A 20657-nucleotide genomic window follows, 5' to 3' on the forward strand; every position below is an offset into this window, starting at 1 on the left:
TCATGGTCGCTTCGGTCAACGCGGTCACCGTCCCTATCCGCGCGGCGGGCGGCTTCTTTGCGCTGGCGTTGGACACCCTCCTCCTGACTTTTCAGCGTCCGTTCGCGTGGCGGGAGTTCCTCACGCAGAGTTGGTTCGTCGCCCGAGTGTCCATGCTTCCGACACTGATGCTGTCGATTCCGTTCACGGTGCTGACCGTTTTCACCTTCAACATCCTGTTCGTCGAATTCGGCGCGGGCGACTTCTCCGGGACCGGGGCCGCGTTTGGCGCCGTCACCCAGATCGGACCGATGGTGACCGTACTCGTCGTCGCGGGAGCCGGTGCCACTGCGATGTGTGCCGACCTTGGAGCGCGGACCATCCGCGAGGAACTCGACGCGCTACGGGTGATGGGGGTGAACACGACCCAAGCGTTGGTGGTGCCGCGAGTGCTGGCCGCGACACTCATTGCGCTGTTGTTGTCGTCCCTGGTGGTATTGGTCGGTATTGCCGGCGGATTCGCCTTCTCGGTGTTCTTCCAGCACGTTACCCCCGGGGCGTTCGTCGCCGGACTCACCCTGGTGACCGGGCTGGGAGACGTCATCGTGTCGCTGATCAAGGCCGCGTTGTTCGGGCTCACCGCCGGTCTGATCGCCTGTTACAAAGGTACGTCGGTCGGCGGCGGTCCGGCGGGTGTTGGCAATGCCGTCAATGAGACCGTCGTGTTCTCATTTCTCGCGCTGTTCGTGATCAACGTGGTAGTCACCGCCGTCGGGGTCAAGGTGACGATGTGACCTCCTCGGTGGTGGCGGGTAAGCGCTTTCCCCGCACCGGACATCGACTCCGGAAATGGTCAGCGCGGTGGAACCGGATCGGGGAGCAGGCCGAGTTCTACGGCCGGACTGTGCGCTCGATTATCGAAGCGTTCCGGCATTACAAATGGGAACTTGTCCGCCTGATCGCCCAGATGAGTTTGGGTACCGGTGCGTTGGTGGTCATCGGCGGGACGGTCGCGATCGTCGGGTTTCTGACGCTGTCCACCGGCGCGCTGGTGGCAGTGCAGGGCTACAACCAGTTTGCGCAGGTCGGCGTGGAGGCTTTGACCGGGTTTGCGTCAGCTTTCTTCAACGTTCGACTGATCGCCCCTTTGACGGCGGCCATCGCGATGGCGGCCACCATCGGCGCGGGCGCCACCGCGCAGCTAGGCGCGATGCGGATCAATGAAGAGATCGATGCCCTGGAGGTGATGGGTATCCGGTCGATCGCCTATCTAGCGTCCACGCGGGTAGTGGCCGGCGTTGTAGTGGTGATCCCGTTGTACTGCGTGGCGGTGTTGATGTCGTTCTTCGCGGCCCGGTTCGGTACGACCTACATCTACGGTCAATCCACCGGCGTCTACGACCACTACTTCCGAACCTTCCTGATCCCAACAGATCTGATCTGGTCGTTCGTTCAGGCGATTGCGACCGCGGTGGTGATCATGCTGGTGCACACCTATCACGGCTTCAGTGCCTCCGGTGGTCCGGCCGGGGTAGGAGAAGCGGTCGGTAGAGCAACGCGGACGTCGTTGGTGAGCGCGGTGTTCGTGACACTCTTGGTGACTCTGGCCGTCTACGGCCAGACCGGCAACTTCAACCTGGCAGGTTGACGTGATCAGCAACGGACAACGTCGTCTTCACCGCGCTTGGTCGGCCGCGATCCTCGTCGGGACCATCATTGCGGTGACCGTGCTGTCCGGTGCCTCGTTCACCCGGTCGTTCAGGTCCTATGTTCCGGTGACGCTCGTGTCAGACCGTGCCGGTCTGGTGATGGAATCGGGCGGCAAAGTGAAGTTGCGTGGCGTTCAGGTGGGGCGTGTGAAAGCGATCGATGCTGGACGCGATGCGGTGAGCCTGGAACTCGAAATCGACCCAAACCAGATCAGACACATTCCCGCCAACACCGAAGCGCGAATCGCGGCGACCACAACGTTCGGCGCAAAATTCGTCGACCTCGTAATCCCCGCAGATCCGAGTGCCGCTCGACTGTCCGCAGGTGACGTAGTGCGATCGCACAACGTGACGACCGAAGTCAACACCGTCTTCGAGAACCTGGTGGGAGTGGTCCAAAGGGTCGACCCCGCAAAGCTGAACGCGGTGCTCTCGGCGATTGCCGACGGTGTACGCGGTCGCGGTGAAGCGATGGGCCGGACTGTCACCGACGCCGGGGAGGTACTGGCCGCGCTCAACGCGCGCAGTGCCACGATGCAACGAAACTGGCAGGCGCTCAAAGGGTTCAGTGACACCTACGGTGCCGCGAGCCGCGATATTCTCGATATGCTGGCCGCGGTCAGCATCACGAGCTCAACCACGGTTAGCCACGCCGACGCTTTGGACGCATTGCTGCTCAACCTCATCGGCCTGTCTCACAGTGGCACCGCACTGCTCGAGCCGAACAAGGACACGTTGGTGCGGGCCGTAAACGGTTTGGAACCCACCACCGAACTGGTCGCCACCTACAACCCGTCGCTGACATGCCTTCTGGTCGGCGGGAAAACCCTTTTGGACAACGGGTACTACGACATCACCGGGGGTTACAACGGCAAGTCGATCATTGTCGACGCCGCGGTGCTGCTCGGCGACGATCCGTATCGCTATCCCGAAAACTTGCCAATCGTACGGGCCAAGGGCGGGCCGGGCGGAAAACCGGGCTGCGGCTCGCTGCCCGATGTCGCCGAGAACTTCCCGGTGCGAGCGCTGGTGACCAACACGGGGTTTGGAGCAGGTTTGGACCATCGACCCAACCCTGGCATCGGGTTCCCGGGTTGGGCGAACTACTTCCCGGTAACCAGGGGGGTTTCGGAGCCGCCCAGCATCCGGCATCCCGGCGGACCGGCGCCCGGGCCGATGCCAGCTCTCGGACCGCCGGTTGGTGAGCACCCATGAGAGAACACCTACCCGGCGTCGTCTGGCGGCTGTCCGTCTTCGTCGTCGTTGCGTTACTCGGCATGTTCGCGTTGTTGACCATTTTCGCCCAGTTCCGGTTCGAGCGCGCACAGACGTACTACGCCTTATTCACCAACGTGACTGGGCTCAAGAGTGGGAACTTCGTCCGGATTGCCGGGGTCGAAGTCGGCAAGGTCATCGAAATTTCGCTGCGCGACGACGGCATCGTCGAGGTCTCCTTCACCGCCGAAGATTCTGTTGTGTTGACCGAGGGCAGCCGGGTCGTCATTCGCTTCGACGACCTCATCGGGGGCCGCTACGTCGCCCTGGAGGAGGGACCTGGCAACACCGCGAAACTATCGCCCGGCAGCACCATTCCCATCGCCCGAACCGCACCGGCACTCGATCTCGACGCCTTGATCGGTGGCTTTCGCCCGCTGTTCCGAGCGTTGGACCCCGATCAGGTGAACGCGCTGAGCGGTCAGCTCATCCGAGCGTTCCAGGGCGAGGGTGCCACGATCAGTTCGATACTCGGTCAAACCGCCACATTGACCCACACGCTGGCCGACCGTGACGAGCTCATCGGCGAGGTGATCGACAACCTCAACACGGTGCTGGCTTCATTTGCAGCCCAACGCAGTCAATTCGCCAAGGCGGTCGGATCGTTGTCCGAGTTGGTAGAGGTGCTTGCCGACCGCAAAAGGGAGATCGGCGACTGGGTCACCTACGCAAACGCGTCCTCAGCATCGATCGCCGACCTCCTGCACCATGCGCGTCCCCCGCTCCGCAAGGCGCTGCACGAAACCGACCGCACCGCTGGCATCGTGGTCGCCGACCACGACTATGTCGACAATCTGCTGGCGACCCTGCCCGAGACCTATCGGGTACTGGGACGTCAAGGCATGTATGGGGATTTCTTCAGCTTTTACCTGTGTGATCTGGTGCTCAAACTCAACGGTAAGGGTGGTCAGCCGGTGTACGTCAAACTCGCGGGTCAGTCCTCGGGAAGGTGCACTCCCCGGTGAAATCGTTTCAGGAGCGCAACAGGACGCTGATCGGGATCATCGGGCTGGTGTCGACAGTCGCCGTCGCCGCCGTCGCGGTCAACTATGACCGGATGCCGCTCATCTCGGGTGCGCACCCGTACACTGCGTACTTCGCGGAGGCAGGCGGGCTCTCCGAGGGGTCCGACGTTCAGGTCGCCGGCCTGGAAGTCGGTGAGGTGACCGGTGTTTCGTTAGTTGACGCCCACGTGGTGGTCACTTTTACGGTAAAGCGCGGTGTACGGTTGGGCGATCGCAGTGAAGCGGCGATCAAGACCAAGGCACTGCTGGGCAACAAGATTCTCGAGGTCACCCCGCGCGGGCAGGGCTTGCTGTCCGGACCCATACCGATCGGGCGCACCACACCGGCGTATCAACTGCCCGACGCCCTGGGGGATTTGACCGCGACGATCAGTGGCCTGGACACCGATCAACTGTCGGAGTCGCTGGACACGCTCGCACACACCTTTTCCGACACCCCGCCACAGCTGAGGGTCGCCGTCCAGGGTGTGGCCCGGTTCTCCAAAACGCTGAGCGAGCGTGATGCCCGGCTACGTGAGTTGCTGGTCAACGCCAGCCGGGTGACTACTGTTTTGGCCGAGCATCGCGATCAGATCGTGCGGTTGGTATCCGACACCAGCGCGTTACTGGCGGAACTGCAGGCACAGGGATCTGCGTTGAACCGCCTCTCGGCCAACGTCTCTGCGGTGAGCCGCCAGATCGGCGGGTTCATCGCAGACAACCGGGAGGCGCTGAAACCCACGCTGGACAAGTTGAACGGTGTTCTCGCCCTCGTGCAGAACCGCAAGGACGAAGTACAGCAATCGATCAAGGGCCTCAACGACTATCTGTTGGCGCTGGGGGAGACGCTGGCATCAGGACCGTTCTTCAAGGCCTATCTGGCGAACCTGCTGCCCGGCCAGTTCCTCCAGCCCTTTGTTGAGGCAGCCTTCGCCGACCTGGGCTTGGACCCGCAAGTATTACTACCGTCTGAACGGACCGATCCGCAAACAGGTCAACCGGCACTGCCGGCACTGCCGGTGCCTTATCCGCGGACCGGCCAGGGTGGTGAACCGCATCTGGCGCTGCCCGATGCGATTACCGGAATACCCGGTGACGAGCGTTATCCATACCGCGAACCGCTGCCCGCGCCGCCGCGGGGCGGTCCGCCGCCTGGGCCACCCGCTTCTGCTGGCGAGGCCGGCTCATGACCAGATTCCGGCTGTCATCTGTGCGAACAGGTCTCACCGTCGCACTCATCGCGGTGCTGATAGGCGGAATAGCGCTCGTCTCCACGGATCGCAGTACAAACCGAACGCACATAATCGGCTACTTCGACAACAGCACCGGGCTGTTCGTCGGCGATCAGGTACGCATTCTGGGTATCGCGGTCGGCCGCGTCGAACGAATTGAACCGCAACCCCACCGGGCAAAGATCCACTTCTGGGTTGACAGCCGATACCCGGTGCCCGCCGATGTGAACGCCGTTATCCTTTCTCCGTCGCTGGTGACCGCGCGCGCCATCCAGCTGACCCCGGCGTACACGAAAGGGCCGACGCTGCAGAATCATTCGGTGGTGCCGCAGGAACGAACCGCGGTGCCGATCGAATGGGATGACTTCCGCGACCAGCTGGAACGGATCACCCATATGCTGCGGCCGACCGAGCCGGGCGGGACGAGCACGCTGGGCTCCTTCATCAACACCGCCGCAGACAATCTGCGAGGACAGGGTTCAGACATCCGGCAGGCCGTCATCCAGATGTCACAGGCGATCGCCGCGCTGGGCGATCACAGCGGCGACATCTTCAGCGCTGTGCGAAATTTGTCGCTGCTGGTATCGGCTCTGCAGGGCAGCACCCAAGTGATGCAGCAACTCAACCAGAACCTGGCCGACGTCACCGGACGGTTGACGAGCAGTCCCGGTTCGGTGGGGACCGCCATCAAGGATCTCAGCGAGGTGGTGGGCGAGGTGCAGACCTTCGTTGCCGACAACAAGGAGACGGTGGGCGTCACCTCCGAAAAGCTGACCGCCGTGTCGCAGACCCTCACAGAAAGTCTCGACGACGTCGAACAGGCGCTGCACCTCGCGCCGACCGCTGCGCAAAACTTCATCAACATCTACCAGCCTGCACAGGGAACTTTGACCGGCGCATTGGCGGTGGGCAATTTCGCCGATCCGATCACGTTCATCTGCGGTGCCGTGCAGGCTGCGTCGAGGCTCAGCGGCGAGCACGCCGCCAAGCTGTGCGTGCAGTATCTGGCACCGATCATCAAGAACCGGCAGTACAACTTTCCGCCGATCGGCGTGAACCCGTTCGTCGGAACCGCCGCACGGCCCAACGAAGTCACCTACAGCGAGGACTGGCTGCGCCCGGATGCGCCTGCGGCGCGCAGTACAGACCCGGACGCCGGATTGACCGGCCTGATGGTGCCGGGGGCAGGGCCGTGAGGGCGGACCACCAGTGGCGGCTTACCGCGGCGGCACTGGCGGTCACATTGACCGCGTCGTTGTCTGGCTGTGGTTGGCGCGGACTGAACACGCTGCCGATGCCGGGCACCGAAGGGCACGGGCCGGGTGCGTACACGATTCAGGCCCAACTTCCAGACGTCAACAACATTCAACAGAACTCCCGGGTTCGGGTAGGGGATGTGACGGTCGGCAACGTCACCAAGATCGAACGGCAGGGCTGGCACGCGTTGTTGACCATCAAACTCAACGGCGACGTCGACATGCCGGCCAATTCGACGGTGACGGTCGGGCAGACCAGCCTGCTCGGATCCCTTCACATCGAACTGGACGGGCCGACCAGCGAGCCACCACACGGCCGGCTGCGCGAGGGTTCGATGATTCCGCTGGCAGCGGGCGGCGCCTACCCGTCCACCGAGCAGACCCTGGCGGCGGTGTCACTCTTGCTCAACGGTGGTGGTATCGGTCAGATGCAGGACATCACAACGGCATTCAGGACTGCGCTGGCCGATCGTGAAGACGACCTACGCGACCTGCTGAGCGAGCTGGACACGTTCATCGGCGTCGCCAACGATCAGACCGGCGACATCATCAATGCCACGGAGAGTCTCAATCGGCTCGTCGGACAGTTCGCTGACGAGAAACCGATCGTGGACGCGGCGTTAACCACGGTCCCAGACGCCCTGGCCGAGCTGAAGAGCATGAGACACCACCTTGCCGATGCGCTGGACCGTTTGGGCCGGTTGGGCGCCCTGGCCAGCGACTCGGTCGACCAGACCCAGGAGGCTCTGGTCGCGGAGCTGAAACATATTGGGCTGCTGGCAGAGTCGTTGGCCAACGCCGGGCCAGCGTTGACCCGGTCGTTGAGCTTCTTCACGACCTACCCGTTCGCCAAGGAAACGCTCACCAACTGGTTCCGCGGGGATTACGCCAACCTGACCGCCGTGATTGACCTGACACTGAGCCGTATCGACTCGGCATTGTTCACCGGCACCCGGTTCGAGGGCGATCTCACCGAACTCGAGATCCAGTGGGGGCGAACCATCGGTCAACTGCCCAGCCCGTACACCGCCGCCAATCCGTTGGTGGCGCCGTACCGGTTCGATCAGGGACGGTGACATGCGGCCCAACCGTCGAATTTTGACTCAGCTGGCACTTTTCGTGGTGATCACCGTATCCGGAGGCGCCATCATGACGCTGAACTACATGCGCCTGCCCGAACTGCTGTTCGGTGTCGGGCACTACCGGGTGATCGTCGAACTCCCCGCCGCGGCGGGTTTGTACAAAAACGGCAACGTCACCTACCGAGGCACCGAGGTGGGTCGTGTGCACGACATCCGATTGAGCGGTGACATAGTGGTGGCTGAGTTGTCGTTGACATCGGGAATCCCCATCCCAGCTGACCTTGACGCCAGCGTGCACAGCCAGTCCGCCATCGGTGAGCAGTACGTGGCGCTTTCGCCGCGGGTGGACCACGGCCCCATGTTGCAGGAGGGCTACGTGATTCCGCTCAATCGGACTTCGGTGCCCCCCGACATCAACGCGCTCTTGAATGCGACCAACACCGGGCTGGAGGCGATTCCGCGCGGTAACTTGCGAACCGCCGTCGACGAGGCGTACCTGGCGTTCGGTGGACTGGGACCCGAGCTGTCTCGGTTGGTCCGCGGATCCATCACGCTGGCCACCGATGCGCGCGCCGACCTGCCCGCACTCACCGGCTTGATCGAGGATGCGCCTCCGGTGCTCGAAACTCAAACCCGCACCGCCGGTTCGGTCCGCGCATGGTCGACCCATCTCGCCGACATCACCGACCAAGTCCGGGCACATGACGCCGAGCTGACTCGGTTACTCGAACGAGGCCCCGGCGCGGCCGACGAGTTGCGCCAAGCGGTGGACCTTGTTCAGCCCACGCTTCCCGTCTTGCTGGCGAACCTGGTCAGCGTCGGAGAAGTCGCACTGACCTACCAGAACAGCATCGAGCAGCTTCTGGTGCTCTTACCGCAGAACACCGCTGTGGTGCAGGGAGCGGGCCTGGCCAACCGGAATGTCAAGGGGCCTTACAAGGGGGGATACCTGAGTTTCAATCTGAATGTCAATCTGCCGCCGGTTTGCGCCACCGGATATCTGCCTGCGCAACAGCGAAGATCACCCAGCGAGACCGATTATCCGGCCCGCCCGGCTGGCGACATCTACTGCCGGATCCCTCAGGACGCTCCGTTCAACGTCCGTGGCGCACGCAACCTTCCGTGTCAAACCCGCCCGGGTAAGCGGGCGCCCACGGTGCGGATGTGTGAAAGTGAGGAGAACTACGTCGCGCTCAACGACGGCTTCAACTGGAAAGGTGATCCCAACGCCACGTTGTCCGGACAGCCGATTCCGCAGCTGGCACCGCCGATGTCTCCGATTGCGACCGCGGACTACGACCCCGCAACCGGGGCGTACCGAGGTCCCGACGGGCAACTGTTCACCCAGTCCGACCTCGGGCGGAGTGCGCAGGGGCAAACGTGGCAATCAATGCTCGTTCCGCCACAACCGAATTGACCCCGGGCGTGCTGAAACCAGCGCGGACGGATCATCTACGCTGGGGCCGATGATTTCACTGTCCCGGCGGCACCTGCTGATCGGCGGGCTCACGCTCGCAGCGGCCGCAAGCACCCAGAGAATCGCCCTCGCCGACCCGGCTCCCACCCTCGAGGCCCAGATCGCCGACTTGGAGCGCAAGCATGCCGCGTTGATCGGGATCTTCGCGGCGAACCCGGATTCCGGGACCACGGTGGCGCACCGGGCACAGGAGCGGTTCGCGATGTGCTCGACGTTCAAGACCTACGCGGCCGCGCGGGTGCTGCAGTTGGCCCAACGCGGCGAATTGTCGTTGGACCAACGGATGTTCGTCGACCCCACCGACATCGTGATCAACTCGCCGGTCACCGAAGCGCATGCCGGCGGCGAGATGACGCTGGCCGAACTGTGTCAGGCGGCGTTGCAGCGCAGCGATAACACCGCAGCCAACCTGCTGCTGGTTAGGCTCGGCGGACCGCAGGCCATCACGGAGTTCGCGCGCAGCATCGGCGACCAGGAGTCGCGGTTGGACCGTTGGGAACCGGCGTTGAACGCGGCGATCCCCGGCGACCCGCGCGACACCAGCACCCCGGAGGCGCTGGGCGGCGGCTACCGCAACCTGCTGGCCGGCGACGTCCTCGCCTTACCGCAGCGCAGCCGGCTCGAGGAGTGGATGCGCGCGAACCAGACGTCGAGCATGCGGGCCGGGCTACCGCCGGGGTGGACCAGCGCGGACAAGACCGGCAGCGGCGACTACGCCAGCACGAACGACGTCGGCATCGCGTACGGCCCCGACGGCCAGCAGATTCTTCTCGCGCTGATGCTCCGCACGCAGACAAGCGATCCGAACGCCCAGGGCTTGCGCCCGCTGATCGGTGAGGTCACGGGCCTGGTCCTGCCGGCTCTGTTGGCATAACCACAACCAGCGCCGCCCGACCTCCCCTCATGGCCGGGGGCGATCTGGTTTGAGCGGCTGTCCCCCCCGCGTGTGATACGCCAGCCGCTGAAGACAACGCTATGACATACCGCCCGGGGAGGAATCGGGCAAAACCCTATACTTCCCAGCCACCGCCCCCCTATGTCATTTTCCGCACAGCTGCTGGATTAGCGCTCGGAGCAGGACAGATGCCGGATCGGTGTGTGGCTATGGCGCCGCGAGTTCCGGGTGAAACGACGCCACCATTCGGCGCATGCCGTCGCGCCAGTCGACCGTGGTGCTAGTGCCGACGAGCTCGCGTAACTGCGTGATGTCGACCGGATTGCCGCGCAGCGCCTGCTGGCTCACCTCGAAGACCGGCGTACGGTCGATCAGCGAGCCGAGATAAGCGCACCACTGCTGGAGGCTGACGATCTGCTCGCCGGCCCAGTTGACCGTGGTGGCCGGGACCGACGCCGCCTCGAGCATTTTCGGGAGGGTGGCGATGATGTCGTCCTCGTGGATCGGGTTGTATTGCGCCTCGTCACCGGGCGGAACGGGGATCGGCATGCCCGCCAGCATCATCTCCATGTGGAAGTACGGCCAGCCGCCGTTGTCGCCGTAGGGAACGTTGAGGCGCGCGATCGTGGTCGGCACGCCCAGCGCGCGGGCCATCGAGCGCGCGACCACTTCCCCGGCGATCTTGGAAATGGAATACGTTGGGAACAGCCACTTGTGGTTGTCCCCGAGCGCGGTCCGCTCGGTGCGCGGCTGATCGTCGGGCGGATCGTAGACCGCCGCCGAGGAGCAGTGCAGGAACGCCTCGGCGTCGGCGCAGTGCGCCATGAGCAGGCCCACCGACTCCGCGTTGGCGGCCAGGTCCTTGTCCCATCTGCCGCTCTTGGCGACGGCGAAGTTGAGGACGTAGTCGAAGTCCGATGGGAGCGAGGTGAAATCGCCTGCGGCCAGGTTGACCGTCACACAGCGCACACCGGCCAGCTCAAGGCGGTCCCGCGCGGTCGGGTCGGTGAAGCGGGCGATGCCCCACACTTCGTTGTCGGCCGAAAGCGCTTGGGCCACGGGCGACGCCACCTGACCCGTCACACCCGAGATCAGGATCTTGGCGTCATGCATGCGGTGATGGTAGGCCCCCGCCGGGGCTTACCGTCGCCACTTTGCCGTCGTCGGCCGGTTAGCCGTCGGACCCGCTGCCGCCGCCGAGGCCGCCGGAACCACCGTCGCCGCCGGCTCCGCCGGTACCGGTCCCGGTGCCTGTGCTGCCGCTGCCGCCCGTCGCGCCGTCACCGCCGTTGCTCAGCAGTCCGCCGCCGTCTCCGCCGTTGCCCCCATCGCCGCCGGCGCTGTCGCCCGCGTTGCCCGAGGACGCGTCGCCACCGATGCCGCCGCTGCCGCCACCGCCGATCACGCTGCCGCCTGAGCCGCCGTCGCCGCCGTCACCTGCGGTGGAGTCGCTGGCGGCGCCAGTTCCAGAGCTGATCGCGTCGCCGCCCTCACCGCCGTCGCCACCGGTGCCGAGCAGCCCGGTGTGCCCGGCATCGCCGCCGTCGCCTCCGTTGGTGGCGCCTATCGACGTTGCGTCACCGCCGTCGCCACCATCCCCGCCGCTGCCCAACACCCCGGTGTCCGCGCCGTCTCCGCCCTCGCCGCCGGTGGCCGTGCCGGTGGTGCTGGTCGCGTCGCCGCCGCCGCCGCCGTTGCCCGCCGGCCCGAGCACGATCGAACCGTCGCCCGCGGCGCCGCCGTCGCCGCCGGTGGCGTTGTTGAAGTTGGTTCCCGCATCGCCGCCGTCCCCGCCGTCACCACCGGTGCCGAGCAGCACGGTGTGCCCACCGTCGCCGCCGTTGCCGCCGGTCGCGGGCCCCACGATCACGCCGTTGCTGTCGCCGCCGTCGCCGCCGTCGCCCGCGTTGCCGAAGACGATGCCGGAGGCACCACCATCGCCGCCGTCGCCACCCGGACCCAGCAACCCGGTGCTGCCCGCGCCGCCGTCGCCGCCGGTGCCGAGCAGGATGCCACCGTTGCCGCCGTCGCCGCCGTCGACGCCGGGTGCAAGCGGGTTACCGGTTCCGCCGTCGCCACCGTTGCCGATCAGGCCCGCGTTACCGCCGTCGCCGTCGAACAGCGACGTGCCGCCGCTGCCGAGGACCAGGCCGCCGTTGCCGCCGTCGCCGGTGAGCGAGATACCACCATTGCCGATCAACACGGCGCCGTTGCCGCCGGTTCCGGTGCCCGACGCGCCGCCCTGCCCGATCACCAGGCCGCCGTTGCCGCCGTCGCCGTTGACCGATGAACCGCCGCTGCCGAACAGCAGACCGCCGTTGCCGCCGTCGCCGTTGACCGACGATCCGCCGCTGCCGATCAGCAGGCCCGCGTTGCCCCCGTCACCGTCGACCGACGAGGCGCCGTTACCGATCAACGGCTTGAGCAGGTTCTTGAGCAGGCTGCCCAGGAAGACCAGTTGGACGTCACCTTGTGCGGTCGCGATCGTGGCGGGCGCTGCGACCGACGTCACCGCGGGCGCGCTCAGCGTGACGGTCAAACCCGCGGCGCCACCACCGGCGAGCACACCGGCGGCGAGCGTAGCCGTCAGCATCGTCTTCTTGGAGTTTGTTGCGCTGGCCATCGCACGGTCCCTTCGCTGTTGCGGTCAATCAGCTAACTATGTTCAGAATCTCAGCAATATAATGGCATGTTTATAACAAAGTCAGCGGAGAACCTCCCACAATGATGAATGTCGAACTACACATTGACATGGATCGCGCTTGAATGCCCTGTGTACTGGCATGACACTCTCTTTATTAACGATCGACGTCAATTTCTGGTCCGAAGGGTGTTTCGCTATCCGTCTATATGGAGACATCATTAGGCCGATTAAACACCAGCGTCAGTTAACTAGCGATAGATATATGGCAACGTTGATCACAGCGGGTGCGCGGGTCAGCGTACTTGCCGCCCCTATCGTCATTCGGCACGTCGATAAGGTGTCTGCATGCGCGTCGGAGTGCTGGGAGCCAAGGGCAAGGTCGGTGCCACGATGGTGCAGGCGGTGCAGGCGGCAGAGAACCTGACTTTCACTGCCGGCGTCGACGCCGGTGACCCGCTGGGTCAATTGGTGGAAACCGACACCGACGTGGTGATCGACTTCACCCATCCCGACGTGGTGATGGACAACCTGAAGTTTCTGGTAGACAACGGTATTCACGCCGTCGTCGGCACTACCGGCTTCACCGACGAACGGTTGGCCCAGGTGCGGACCTGGTTGGCCGACAAACCGGACGTTGCGGTGCTGATCGCGCCGAACTTCGCGATCGGCGCCGTGCTGTGCATGCACTTCGCCCGCCAGGCGGCCCGCCACTTCGAGTCCGTCGAGGTCATCGAACTGCACCATCCGCACAAGGCCGACGCACCTTCGGGCACGGCGACACGGACTGCGCAGTTGATCGCCGAGGCGCGGAAAGATCTGCCGCCCAATCCCGATGCCACCAGCACCGCACTCGACGGGGCGCGCGGCGCCGATGTCGGCGGCGTCCCGGTGCACTCCGTGCGGCTGGCCGGGCTGGTCGCGCACCAGGAAGTGCTGTTCGGCACGCAGGGGGAGACGCTCACGATCCGGCACGACAGCATCGACCGGACCTCCTTCGTGCCCGGTGTGCTGCTGGCGGTGCGCCGGGTGTCCGAGCGACCCGGGCTCACGATAGGTATCGAGCCGCTGCTCGAACTCGAATGACCGAGAGCGGCCGCGCACTGCGCATCCAACTGCTGATCGGCTTCATGTGCGTCGCGCTGGTCGTCTACTTCCTGCTGCTCGGCCGCATCGCGATGGCGTTCATCGGCACCGGGGAGGGCGCCGCCATCGGCCTCGGGCTCGCGTTGATGGCCTTTCCGATGATCGGGGCATGGGCGATGGTCAGCACGCTGCGCAGCGGGCTCACCCATCAGCGGCTGGCGCGCATCGCCACCGAGGAAGGGATGGAACTCGACGTCAGCGCGCTGCCGCGGATGGCATCGGGCCGCATCCAACGCGAGGCGGCCGACGCGTTGTTCGTCACCGTGCGCCAGGAACTGGAGAACGACCCGGATAACTGGCGGCGCTGGTATCGGCTCGCGCGCGCCTATGACTATGCCGGCGACCGCAGCCGCGCGCGGGAGGCAATGAGGAAGGCAGTCGAAATGGAGGCGCGCTCACCATGAGCAAGACGCTGCTCGTCGTGCACCACACCCCGTCCCCGGGAACCCGGGAACTCCTGGAGGCCGTCCTGGACGGTGCCAAGGATCCCGAGATCACCGGCGTCGACGTCGAGGTGCGGCCGGCGTTGGCCGCGACCCTGCCCGATGTGCTCGACGCCGACGGCTACCTGTTCGGCACCACCGCCAACTTCGGCTACATGAGCGGCGCCCTCAAACACTTTTTCGACACCGTGTACTACCCCAGCCTCGATCACGTCGCCGGCCGGCCCTACGGGCTTTGGGTGCACGGCAACAACGACACCGCAGGCGCGGTCAACGCGGTAGAAAAGCTTGCGACCGGGCTGGCGCTCGCCAAGTCCGCCGATGCGCTCGAGATCGTCGGCGGTATCGACAGTGGCGTTCGCGAGCGCGCCTATGAACTCGGCGGCACTTTGGCTGCCATGCTGATGGAATGACGGAGGGGACGCAGTAATGCCGGGTATCGCCGAATTGGCCTTGGGCGCAGCACCTATCGCCGGCGGTGCCATGCTGGGCGTCATCGCAGGTAACCTCAAACCGCCCGACGTGCGCGGCCAGATCGTCAAGGATATCGATCTGCTGGAACGCATTCCGCCCGATCAGACGGAGCGCCGCGCGCGGCTACAGGCCAGCATCGACCAGCGCATCGACGACCTGATCGCGGCCGGCGAACGCAGTCGCCAACTGCGCGCGGCTGCGTTGTCATACACGGGCAACTGGCGTGACATCGTGGTGTTTTTGTGCGCGGTGCTGTTCACGATCGTGTGGTGGAACGTCAGCCACGACCGCTCCAACTGGCTGGTGATGTTCATCGCGATGATCGTGCTCTCGGTCGCCGCCGGAATCTACGCCGGACGCGGCGCCCTGCGCGCGGTCAAGACGTTCCTGGGCAAGCAGGACGACGACAAACCCTAGTAGTGGTAGGTGTCCGACGGCGCCGGGATGTGTGCGGGATCGTCGACGTCGTCGTACTCGGGCACCTCGATGCCGTACGCGCGCGCCAGGTCGAGGATCTTGTTCGCCCGCGCGATGCGCGGCAGGTCCGAGCCGTTGCGGATCTCGCCGCCGTCACGGTCGAACTCGACGAAAAACTCTTTGGCCCAGGCGATTTCATCAGGGGACGGAGAAAGGCCCTCGTTCACCGTCGGGCACTGTTCCGGGGTGAGGCAGATCTTGCCGGTCATGCCGAACTCGGCTGACACCGCGGTCGCTTCGCTGAGCACCAGCGCACTGTGCCCGACGGTCGGCCCGTCGATCGCGCTCGGCAGGCGGGCCGCCTTGGCTGCGATCGTGAAGCGCGACCGCGCATAGGCCAGCGTCGTCGGGTTGTCGCCAAAACCGGTGTCGCGGCGGAAGTCGCCGATGCCGAAGGCGAGCCGGAACGTGCCCTTGGTGGCGGCGATCTGCGTGATGCGTTCCAACCCGCGCGCGGTTTCCACCAGCGCCACGATCGGAACGTTGGGTAGCCGATTGGCGGTTTCGGTGACGTGGTCGACGGACTCGACCATCGCCAGCATCACACCGCCGACCGAGGTGTCGGCCAGCATCGCCAGGTCGTCTGCCCACCACGGGGTGCCGAAGCCGTTGACGCGTACCCAGTCGCTGTTGCCCTCGGCCAGCCACCGGATCACGTTGTCGCGGGCGGTGGCCTTGTCCTTCGGGGCGACGGCGTCTTCGATGTCGAGGACGACGATGTCGGCGCGCGACCGCGCCGCGGGTGCGAAACGCTCGTACTGCGCGCCGTTGACCAGAAGCCAGCTGCGGGCGAGCACCGGATCGATACGGAATCCGGCGTCGCTGGCGGCCGGTTGGTCAGCCTGCTGCTGGTCGTGCATCTGATAATCGTCGCGTATCGCTCGGTGGCGCTCGGTCGCAGGGTCAGTTCGGCAGCGCGGTCTCGAACAGGTCCTGCAGTGCGACCCAGTGCCGTTCGGCGGCTTCCTCGTCGTACGGCGCGTTGTCGGGAACCGCGAAACCGTGTCCGGCGGGATAGAACTCGACGGTGTGGTTGACGCCAGCGGCGGTCAGCGCCTTCTCCAGCGTCTCGGCGTCACGGCGGGTGAAGCCCTGGTCGTCTTTGGCTCCCGCGACGTACACGGTGGCCTGGATCTGATCGGCGAGCAGATGCGGGCTGGTGGGCTCGTCGGTGACCAGACCGCTGGCGTGAAACGAGCCCGCCGCGGCGACCCGGTCGGGCACCCGCCCGGCCACGATCACCGAGGTGCGCCCGCCCATGCAGTATCCGCATACGCCGAACGCGTCGCCCTTGACCTCGGGGCGTGCGGCCAGAAAGTCGAAGAACGCCGTCGCGTCCGTGGCCATCATTTCCGGAGTAATGCTCTGGATCATGCGGAACAGCCGCGAGCGTTGCTTACCGTCGGTGAAGACCGTCGCCATGTCGAACGGCGCCCAGTCGCCGTGGCGGTAGTAGACGTCGGGCAGCAACACCGCGTGGCCGAAGCCGGCGAGGCGGGCCGCCATGTCCTGGAAGAGGTCGCGCACACCGCCGGCGTCGACGTACATGACCACGCCGGTCCACGGGCCGCTGCCGTTGGGGGTGTGCAGAGTGACGGGGCAGGTGCCGTCGGGGGTGGTGATGGTGGTGGAGATACTCGGCATGGCTTCCGTTCTACCCGTCCGGTCTCGGACTAGGCTTAGCGGCGTGCCGATCGCCACACCGTATGAGGACCTTCTGCGCCTGGTGCTCGAGTCCGGCACGCCGAAATCCGACCGGACCGGCACCGGCACCCGCAGCGTGTTCGGCCATCAGATGCGCTATGACCTGACGGTCGGCTTCCCGTTGATCACCACCAAGAAGGTGCACACCAAGTCCATCGTCTACGAGCTGCTGTGGTTCTTGCGCGGCGACTCCAATGTGCGGTGGCTACAGGAGCGCGGTGTCACCATTTGGGACGAATGGGCAAGTGACACAGGTGAGCTCGGGCCGGTCTACGGTGTGCAGTGGCGGTCGTGGCCCACCCCGTCGGGGGAGCGCATCGACCAGATCAGCGCCGCGCTCGAACTGCTCAAGACCGACCCGGATTCGCGGCGCATCATCGTCTCGGCGTGGAACGTCGGCGAGATCGCGCAGATGGCGCTGCCGCCGTGTCATGCGTTCTTCCAGTTCTACGTCGCCGAGGGGCGGCTGAGCTGCCAGCTGTACCAGCGCAGTGCCGACCTGTTTCTCGGCGTGCCGTTCAACATCGCCAGCTATGCGCTGCTCACCCACATGATGGCCGCGCAGGCCGGGCTGGACGTCGGCGACTTCATCTGGACCGGCGGCGACTGCCACATCTACGACAACCATGTCGAACAGGTCACCGAACAGCTCAGCCGGGATCCCCGCCCGTACCCAGAACTCGTTCTGGCGCCGCGAGATTCGATCTTCGACTACACCTACGAAGACATCGCGATCCTCAACTACGACCCGCATCCGGCGATCAAGGCCCCCGTGGCCGTATGAGGCCTGCTCGCAGGGCCGAATCATGACCAAGAGGCTGGTCGGGCTGATCTGGGCTCAGTCGACCTCGGGGGTCATCGGCCGCGACGGCACCATCCCGTGGCGCCTGCCGGAGGACCAGGCCAGGTTCAAACAGATCACCATGGGCCACACCGTGGTGATGGGGCGGCTGACGTGGGAGTCGCTGCCGGGCAAGGTGCGTCCGCTGCCAAAGCGGCGAAACATCGTCCTGACCCGCCGCGCCGACTACGTGGCCGACGGCGCCGAGGTGGTCAGCGGACTCGACGATGCGCTCACCGACGACACGACCTGGGTGATCGGCGGCGCGGAGGTGTACGCGGCGGCGCTGGCCGTCGCGACGCACTGTGAGGTCACCGAGGTCGACATCGAGCTGCCGCGCCGAGACGGGGATGCGGTGGCGCCGATGCTCGACGAATCCTGGGTCGGCGAAGCGGGGGAGTGGCAGACCAGCAGTTCGGGGCTGCGCTACCGGTTCTACAGCTACCGGCGCGCATAACAGGTCGCCGTCGCGAGCGCTCAGCTAGGTACGCTTTCGACCGCGATTTGCGTACGTAACTGAGCGCTCGGCGAAGGGGATGTCGGTGGCGTGCGGCAGGATGGCTTCCCGTGGCGACCAGACTTTCGGCGGCCCAGGCGCGCCGGATCGCCGTCGCGGCCCAAGGCCTCGCCGAACCCCGGCCGACGGGCCCGGTAACCCGCGCCCACCTGCGGCGGCTGATTTCGCGGATCCAGGTGCTGCAGCTGGACTCTGTGTCGGTGGCGGTGCGGGCGCATTACGCGCCGGTGTTCAGCCGGCTCGGGCCCTACGACCGCGATGTGCTCGACCGGGCGGCGTGGAGCCACACCGCGCGCTCACCGCGGCTGCTCGTCGAGTACTGGGCGCACGAAGCCGCGTTGATGGCCGTGGACGACTGGCCGCTGCTGCGCTGGCGCATGCGCGAATACACCCATGGGCGGTGGGGCACCCACATCGTCAAGAAGAACCCGCGGCTGGCCGAGAAGATCCTCGCGGCAGTGCACGAACTCGGGCCCTCGACGGCCGGGCAGATCGAGGCGCATCTGGGCGCCGAACAACGTGGCCGCAAGGGCCCAGCCAAAAAGGGGATGTGGGACCGCAGCGACACCAAATGGGTGACCGAGGCGCTGTTCGCGTCCGGGCAGTTGACGACGGCCACCCGCGTCGGCTTCGCGCGTCACTACGACCTGACCGAGCGGGTGCTGCCTGCGGAGGTCGTCGGGCGGGAGGTGGCCGACGACGACGCGATCCGGCAGCTGACGTTGCGTGCCGCAGGTGCGCTGGGGGTGGCCACCGAGGCCGATATCCGCGACTATTTCCGGTTGTCGCCGCGCCAGTCCAAACCCGCCGTGGCCGACCTGGTGGCCGACGGCGAGCTGGAAGCCGTCGAGGTGGACGGTTGGCAGGCGCCCGCCTATCTGCGGGCTGGTCAGAAGGTGCTGCGCCGCGAGCGCGGGACGGCGCTGTTGTGCCCGTTTGATCCGCTGATCTTCTTCCGGCCGCGCGTCGAGCGGCTGTTCGGCGGGTTTCACTACCGCATCGAGATCTACACGCCCGCGGCCAAGCGCCGCTACGGGTACTACGTATGGCCGTTTCTGCTCGACGGCATGCTGGTCGGGCGCGTCGACCTGAAAGCCGACCGGGCCAACGACGCGCTGCACGTCGTCGGCGCCTTCGCCGAGCCGGAGCAGACGCCGTCGCGGATCGCCGGACCGTTGGCCCGAGAGCTGCGCACGATGGCGTCGTGGCTGAACCTGTCGCAGGTCACCGTGGGGACCCGAGGCGAGCTGGCGGTGCCGCTCGCCGCGGCCCTACGGTGAACCTCAAGCGCAGTCGGCGCAGAGCGTCTGGCCGCCCGTCTCCCGGGCGATCCGGCTTCGGTGCTGCACCAAAAAGCAGCTCGAGCAGGTGAACTCGTCGGCCTGCTTCGGCACCACCCGCACGGTCAGCTCTTCACCGGAGAGGTCGGCGCCGGGCAGGTCGAGCGAATCGACGGCGTCGCCGTCGTCGACATCCAGCACTGCGACATCGACCTGACGGCGCCGTGCGGCGATTTCCTGAACCGACTCATCGGCGATGTCGTCGGTGTCTTTGACGCGAGGTGCGTCGTAATCGGTGGACATTCGTCACGCTCCCTATCGCTAGTGCGAACAGTGCTTGTTAACACCTGCCGGGACCCGCTTTGTTCCCCGTCCGGGCCGGATGCAAACCCACCACGGCATAACCGCCGCCCGAGCAGGTCAGCGCGGCCGCGTTAGGGTGAGCGCGTGGCCGAGACCGCGCCGCTGCGCGTGCAGTTGATCGCCAGGACGGAGTTCCTGGCGCCCGCCGACGTGCCCTGGAGCACCGACGCCGAGGGCGGACCGGCCCTCGTGGAGTTCGCCGGACGGGCCTGCTATCAGAGTTGGTCCAAGCCAAACCCGCGCACCGCGACCAACGCCGCGTACGTGCGACACATCATCGACGTCGGGCATTTCTCGGTGCTCGAGCATGCGTCGGTGTCGTTCTACATCACCGGCATCTCCCGGTCGTGCACCCACGAGCTGATCCGACACCGGCACTTCTCCTATTCGCAGCTGTCTCAGCGTTTCGTCCCCGAGCACGACGCTCAGGTGGTGGTGCCGCCGGGCATGGAGGACGACGCCGAGTTGCAGGAGATCTTCACCGAGGCCGCCGACGCCAGCCGGGCGGCCTATGTGGAGCTGCTGACCAAGCTGGAGGCCAAGTTCAAGGGCGGTAAGCCCGCAGACAAACTGGGCGTGCTGCGGCGCAAGCAGGCCCGGCAGGCGGCCCGCTCGGTGTTGCCGAACGCCACCGAGACGCGCATCGTCGTCACCGGCAACTACCGCGCCTGGCGGCATTTCATCGCCGCCCGGGCCAGCGAGCAGGCCGATCTGGAGATCCGGCAGTTGGCCATCGAATGCCTGCGCCAACTGACCGCAGTCGCCCCTGCGGTGTTCGCCGACTTCGAGATCGCGACGCTCGCGGATGGCACCGAGGTGGCCACCAGCCCACTCGCTACGGAATCGTGAGGTCCAGCGGGTA

At 65.9% G+C, this 20657-nt stretch carries 22 protein-coding genes; 17 read left to right on the forward strand and 5 right to left on the reverse strand.

Annotated features, from left to right (window positions below):
• Nucleotides 1–2 precede the first annotated feature (2 nt).
• Genes ABQF13_RS01945 through bla form a run of 9 tightly spaced genes read left to right on the forward strand, consistent with a single transcriptional unit; the run spans nt 3 to nt 9888 of the window.
• Nucleotides 3–773 (forward strand): MlaE family ABC transporter permease, encoded by a 771-nt coding sequence (locus ABQF13_RS01945; protein ID WP_448390994.1) that lies wholly within the window; start codon nt 3–5, stop codon nt 771–773.
• An 11-nt stretch (nt 774–784) separates the two neighbouring features.
• A complete protein-coding gene (locus ABQF13_RS01950) occupies nt 785–1627 on the forward strand; it encodes an ABC transporter permease (protein ID WP_448391376.1) in 843 nt (280 codons plus the stop codon).
• Between the two features lies 1 nt (nt 1628).
• On the forward strand, nt 1629–2903 hold the full coding sequence (locus ABQF13_RS01955; RefSeq protein WP_448390995.1) for an MCE family protein: 1275 nt from the start codon (nt 1629–1631) through the stop codon (nt 2901–2903).
• Nucleotides 2900–3928 carry an MCE family protein gene (locus ABQF13_RS01960; protein WP_448390996.1) on the forward strand — a complete coding sequence of 343 codons (1029 nt, stop codon included), beginning with the start codon at nt 2900–2902 and terminating at the stop codon, nt 3926–3928. Before ABQF13_RS01955 ends, ABQF13_RS01960 begins: the two co-directional genes overlap by 4 nt.
• On the forward strand, nt 3925–5157 hold the full coding sequence (locus tag ABQF13_RS01965) for an MCE family protein (protein WP_448390997.1): 1233 nt from the start codon (nt 3925–3927) through the stop codon (nt 5155–5157). Before ABQF13_RS01960 ends, ABQF13_RS01965 begins: the two co-directional genes overlap by 4 nt.
• Nucleotides 5154–6395 (forward strand): MCE family protein, encoded by a 1242-nt coding sequence (locus ABQF13_RS01970; protein ID WP_448390998.1) that lies wholly within the window; start codon nt 5154–5156, stop codon nt 6393–6395. The genes ABQF13_RS01965 and ABQF13_RS01970 overlap by 4 nt, the downstream gene beginning before the upstream one ends.
• Nucleotides 6392–7531: an MCE family protein gene (locus ABQF13_RS01975; protein ID WP_448390999.1), complete on the forward strand. Its 1140-nt coding sequence runs from the start codon at nt 6392–6394 to the stop codon at nt 7529–7531. Before ABQF13_RS01970 ends, ABQF13_RS01975 begins: the two co-directional genes overlap by 4 nt.
• Before the next feature lies 1 nt (nt 7532).
• On the forward strand, nt 7533–8954 hold the full coding sequence (locus ABQF13_RS01980) for an MCE family protein (RefSeq protein ID WP_448391000.1): 1422 nt from the start codon (nt 7533–7535) through the stop codon (nt 8952–8954).
• 49 nt (nt 8955–9003) lie between these two features.
• A complete protein-coding gene (gene bla, locus ABQF13_RS01985; protein WP_448391001.1) occupies nt 9004–9888 on the forward strand; it encodes a class A beta-lactamase in 885 nt (294 codons plus the stop codon).
• A 228-nt stretch (nt 9889–10116) separates the two neighbouring features.
• Here the strand turns inward: bla and ABQF13_RS01990 are convergent, their stop codons facing one another.
• The gene (locus ABQF13_RS01990; protein WP_448391003.1) at nt 10117–11022 is read right to left on the reverse strand and encodes an NAD-dependent epimerase/dehydratase family protein; all 906 of its coding nucleotides are present in this window, start codon (nt 11020–11022) and stop codon (nt 10117–10119) included.
• Between the two features lie 58 nt (nt 11023–11080).
• Nucleotides 11081–12532: a PE family protein gene (locus ABQF13_RS01995; RefSeq protein WP_448391004.1), complete on the reverse strand. Its 1452-nt coding sequence runs from the start codon at nt 12530–12532 to the stop codon at nt 11081–11083.
• A 366-nt stretch (nt 12533–12898) separates the two neighbouring features.
• Here ABQF13_RS01995 and dapB point away from each other — a divergent pair, with 366 nt between their 5' ends.
• Genes dapB through ABQF13_RS02015 form a run of 4 tightly spaced genes read left to right on the forward strand, consistent with a single transcriptional unit; the run spans nt 12899 to nt 15030 of the window.
• Nucleotides 12899–13636, forward strand: a complete 738-nt coding sequence (gene dapB / locus ABQF13_RS02000) for a 4-hydroxy-tetrahydrodipicolinate reductase (protein ID WP_448391005.1) — start codon at nt 12899–12901, stop codon at nt 13634–13636.
• On the forward strand, nt 13633–14100 hold the full coding sequence (locus ABQF13_RS02005; protein WP_448391006.1) for a tetratricopeptide repeat protein: 468 nt from the start codon (nt 13633–13635) through the stop codon (nt 14098–14100). Before dapB ends, ABQF13_RS02005 begins: the two co-directional genes overlap by 4 nt.
• The gene (locus ABQF13_RS02010; protein ID WP_448391007.1) at nt 14097–14552 is read left to right on the forward strand and encodes a flavodoxin family protein; all 456 of its coding nucleotides are present in this window, start codon (nt 14097–14099) and stop codon (nt 14550–14552) included. Before ABQF13_RS02005 ends, ABQF13_RS02010 begins: the two co-directional genes overlap by 4 nt.
• A gap of 16 nt (nt 14553–14568) precedes the next feature.
• Nucleotides 14569–15030 (forward strand): hypothetical protein, encoded by a 462-nt coding sequence (locus ABQF13_RS02015; RefSeq protein WP_448391008.1) that lies wholly within the window; start codon nt 14569–14571, stop codon nt 15028–15030.
• Here ABQF13_RS02015 and ABQF13_RS02020 read toward each other — a convergent pair.
• Both ABQF13_RS02020 and ABQF13_RS02025 read right to left on the reverse strand, forming a co-directional pair.
• Nucleotides 15027–15950, reverse strand: coding sequence for an HpcH/HpaI aldolase/citrate lyase family protein (locus ABQF13_RS02020; RefSeq protein ID WP_448391010.1), 924 nt, complete (start codon nt 15948–15950; stop codon nt 15027–15029). The two genes, ABQF13_RS02015 and ABQF13_RS02020, sit on opposite strands and share 4 nt — an antisense overlap.
• Before the next feature lie 43 nt (nt 15951–15993).
• Nucleotides 15994–16734, reverse strand: a complete 741-nt coding sequence (locus tag ABQF13_RS02025) for a dienelactone hydrolase family protein (RefSeq protein WP_448391011.1) — start codon at nt 16732–16734, stop codon at nt 15994–15996.
• 43 nt (nt 16735–16777) lie between these two features.
• Between ABQF13_RS02025 and ABQF13_RS02030 the strand changes: the two genes are divergently transcribed.
• The 3 genes from ABQF13_RS02030 to ABQF13_RS02040 all read left to right on the forward strand — a co-directional run bounded on the left by ABQF13_RS02030 (nt 16778) and on the right by ABQF13_RS02040 (nt 19432).
• Entirely contained in the window at nt 16778–17578 is an 801-nt protein-coding gene (locus ABQF13_RS02030; RefSeq protein ID WP_448391012.1) for a thymidylate synthase, read from the forward strand.
• Nucleotides 17579–17600: 22 nt separating this feature from the next.
• Complete coding sequence (locus ABQF13_RS02035) at nt 17601–18092, forward strand: dihydrofolate reductase (RefSeq protein ID WP_448391013.1); 492 nt, start codon at nt 17601–17603, stop codon at nt 18090–18092.
• Between the two features lie 110 nt (nt 18093–18202).
• Nucleotides 18203–19432, forward strand: coding sequence for a winged helix-turn-helix domain-containing protein (locus ABQF13_RS02040; protein ID WP_448391014.1), 1230 nt, complete (start codon nt 18203–18205; stop codon nt 19430–19432).
• Nucleotides 19433–19435: 3 nt separating this feature from the next.
• On the opposite strand, the gene ABQF13_RS02045 is transcribed toward ABQF13_RS02040, so the two are convergent.
• Nucleotides 19436–19735 carry a DUF4193 domain-containing protein gene (locus tag ABQF13_RS02045; protein ID WP_448391015.1) on the reverse strand — a complete coding sequence of 100 codons (300 nt, stop codon included), beginning with the start codon at nt 19733–19735 and terminating at the stop codon, nt 19436–19438.
• Nucleotides 19736–19879: 144 nt separating this feature from the next.
• Here ABQF13_RS02045 and thyX point away from each other — a divergent pair, with 144 nt between their 5' ends.
• On the forward strand, nt 19880–20644 hold the full coding sequence (thyX, locus tag ABQF13_RS02050) for an FAD-dependent thymidylate synthase (protein WP_448391016.1): 765 nt from the start codon (nt 19880–19882) through the stop codon (nt 20642–20644).
• Nucleotides 20645–20657: the final 13 nt, after the last annotated feature.

The sequence above is a fragment of the Mycolicibacterium sp. XJ879 genome (assembly GCF_053483935.1).

What these genes read in the sequence shown, in the direction of transcription:
- ABQF13_RS01945 (WP_448390994.1), top strand. Translation starts at nt 3, where the DNA reads ATGGTCGCTTCGGTCAACGCGGTCACCGTCCCTATCCGCGCGGCGGGC.
- ABQF13_RS01960 (WP_448390996.1), top strand. Translation starts at nt 2,900, where the DNA reads ATGAGAGAACACCTACCCGGCGTCGTCTGGCGGCTGTCCGTCTTCGTC.
- ABQF13_RS01970 (WP_448390998.1), top strand. Translation starts at nt 5,154, where the DNA reads ATGACCAGATTCCGGCTGTCATCTGTGCGAACAGGTCTCACCGTCGCA.
- ABQF13_RS01980 (WP_448391000.1), top strand. Translation starts at nt 7,533, where the DNA reads ATGCGGCCCAACCGTCGAATTTTGACTCAGCTGGCACTTTTCGTGGTG.
- bla (WP_448391001.1), top strand. Translation starts at nt 9,004, where the DNA reads ATGATTTCACTGTCCCGGCGGCACCTGCTGATCGGCGGGCTCACGCTC.
- ABQF13_RS01990 (WP_448391003.1), bottom strand. Translation starts at nt 11,022, where the DNA reads ATGCATGACGCCAAGATCCTGATCTCGGGTGTGACGGGTCAGGTGGCG.
- ABQF13_RS01995 (WP_448391004.1), bottom strand. Translation starts at nt 12,532, where the DNA reads ATGGCCAGCGCAACAAACTCCAAGAAGACGATGCTGACGGCTACGCTC.
- dapB (WP_448391005.1), top strand. Translation starts at nt 12,899, where the DNA reads ATGCGCGTCGGAGTGCTGGGAGCCAAGGGCAAGGTCGGTGCCACGATG.
- ABQF13_RS02005 (WP_448391006.1), top strand. Translation starts at nt 13,633, where the DNA reads ATGACCGAGAGCGGCCGCGCACTGCGCATCCAACTGCTGATCGGCTTC.
- ABQF13_RS02010 (WP_448391007.1), top strand. Translation starts at nt 14,097, where the DNA reads ATGAGCAAGACGCTGCTCGTCGTGCACCACACCCCGTCCCCGGGAACC.
- ABQF13_RS02015 (WP_448391008.1), top strand. Translation starts at nt 14,569, where the DNA reads ATGCCGGGTATCGCCGAATTGGCCTTGGGCGCAGCACCTATCGCCGGC.
- ABQF13_RS02020 (WP_448391010.1), bottom strand. Translation starts at nt 15,950, where the DNA reads ATGCACGACCAGCAGCAGGCTGACCAACCGGCCGCCAGCGACGCCGGA.
- ABQF13_RS02025 (WP_448391011.1), bottom strand. Translation starts at nt 16,734, where the DNA reads ATGCCGAGTATCTCCACCACCATCACCACCCCCGACGGCACCTGCCCC.
- ABQF13_RS02035 (WP_448391013.1), top strand. Translation starts at nt 17,601, where the DNA reads ATGACCAAGAGGCTGGTCGGGCTGATCTGGGCTCAGTCGACCTCGGGG.
- ABQF13_RS02045 (WP_448391015.1), bottom strand. Translation starts at nt 19,735, where the DNA reads ATGTCCACCGATTACGACGCACCTCGCGTCAAAGACACCGACGACATC.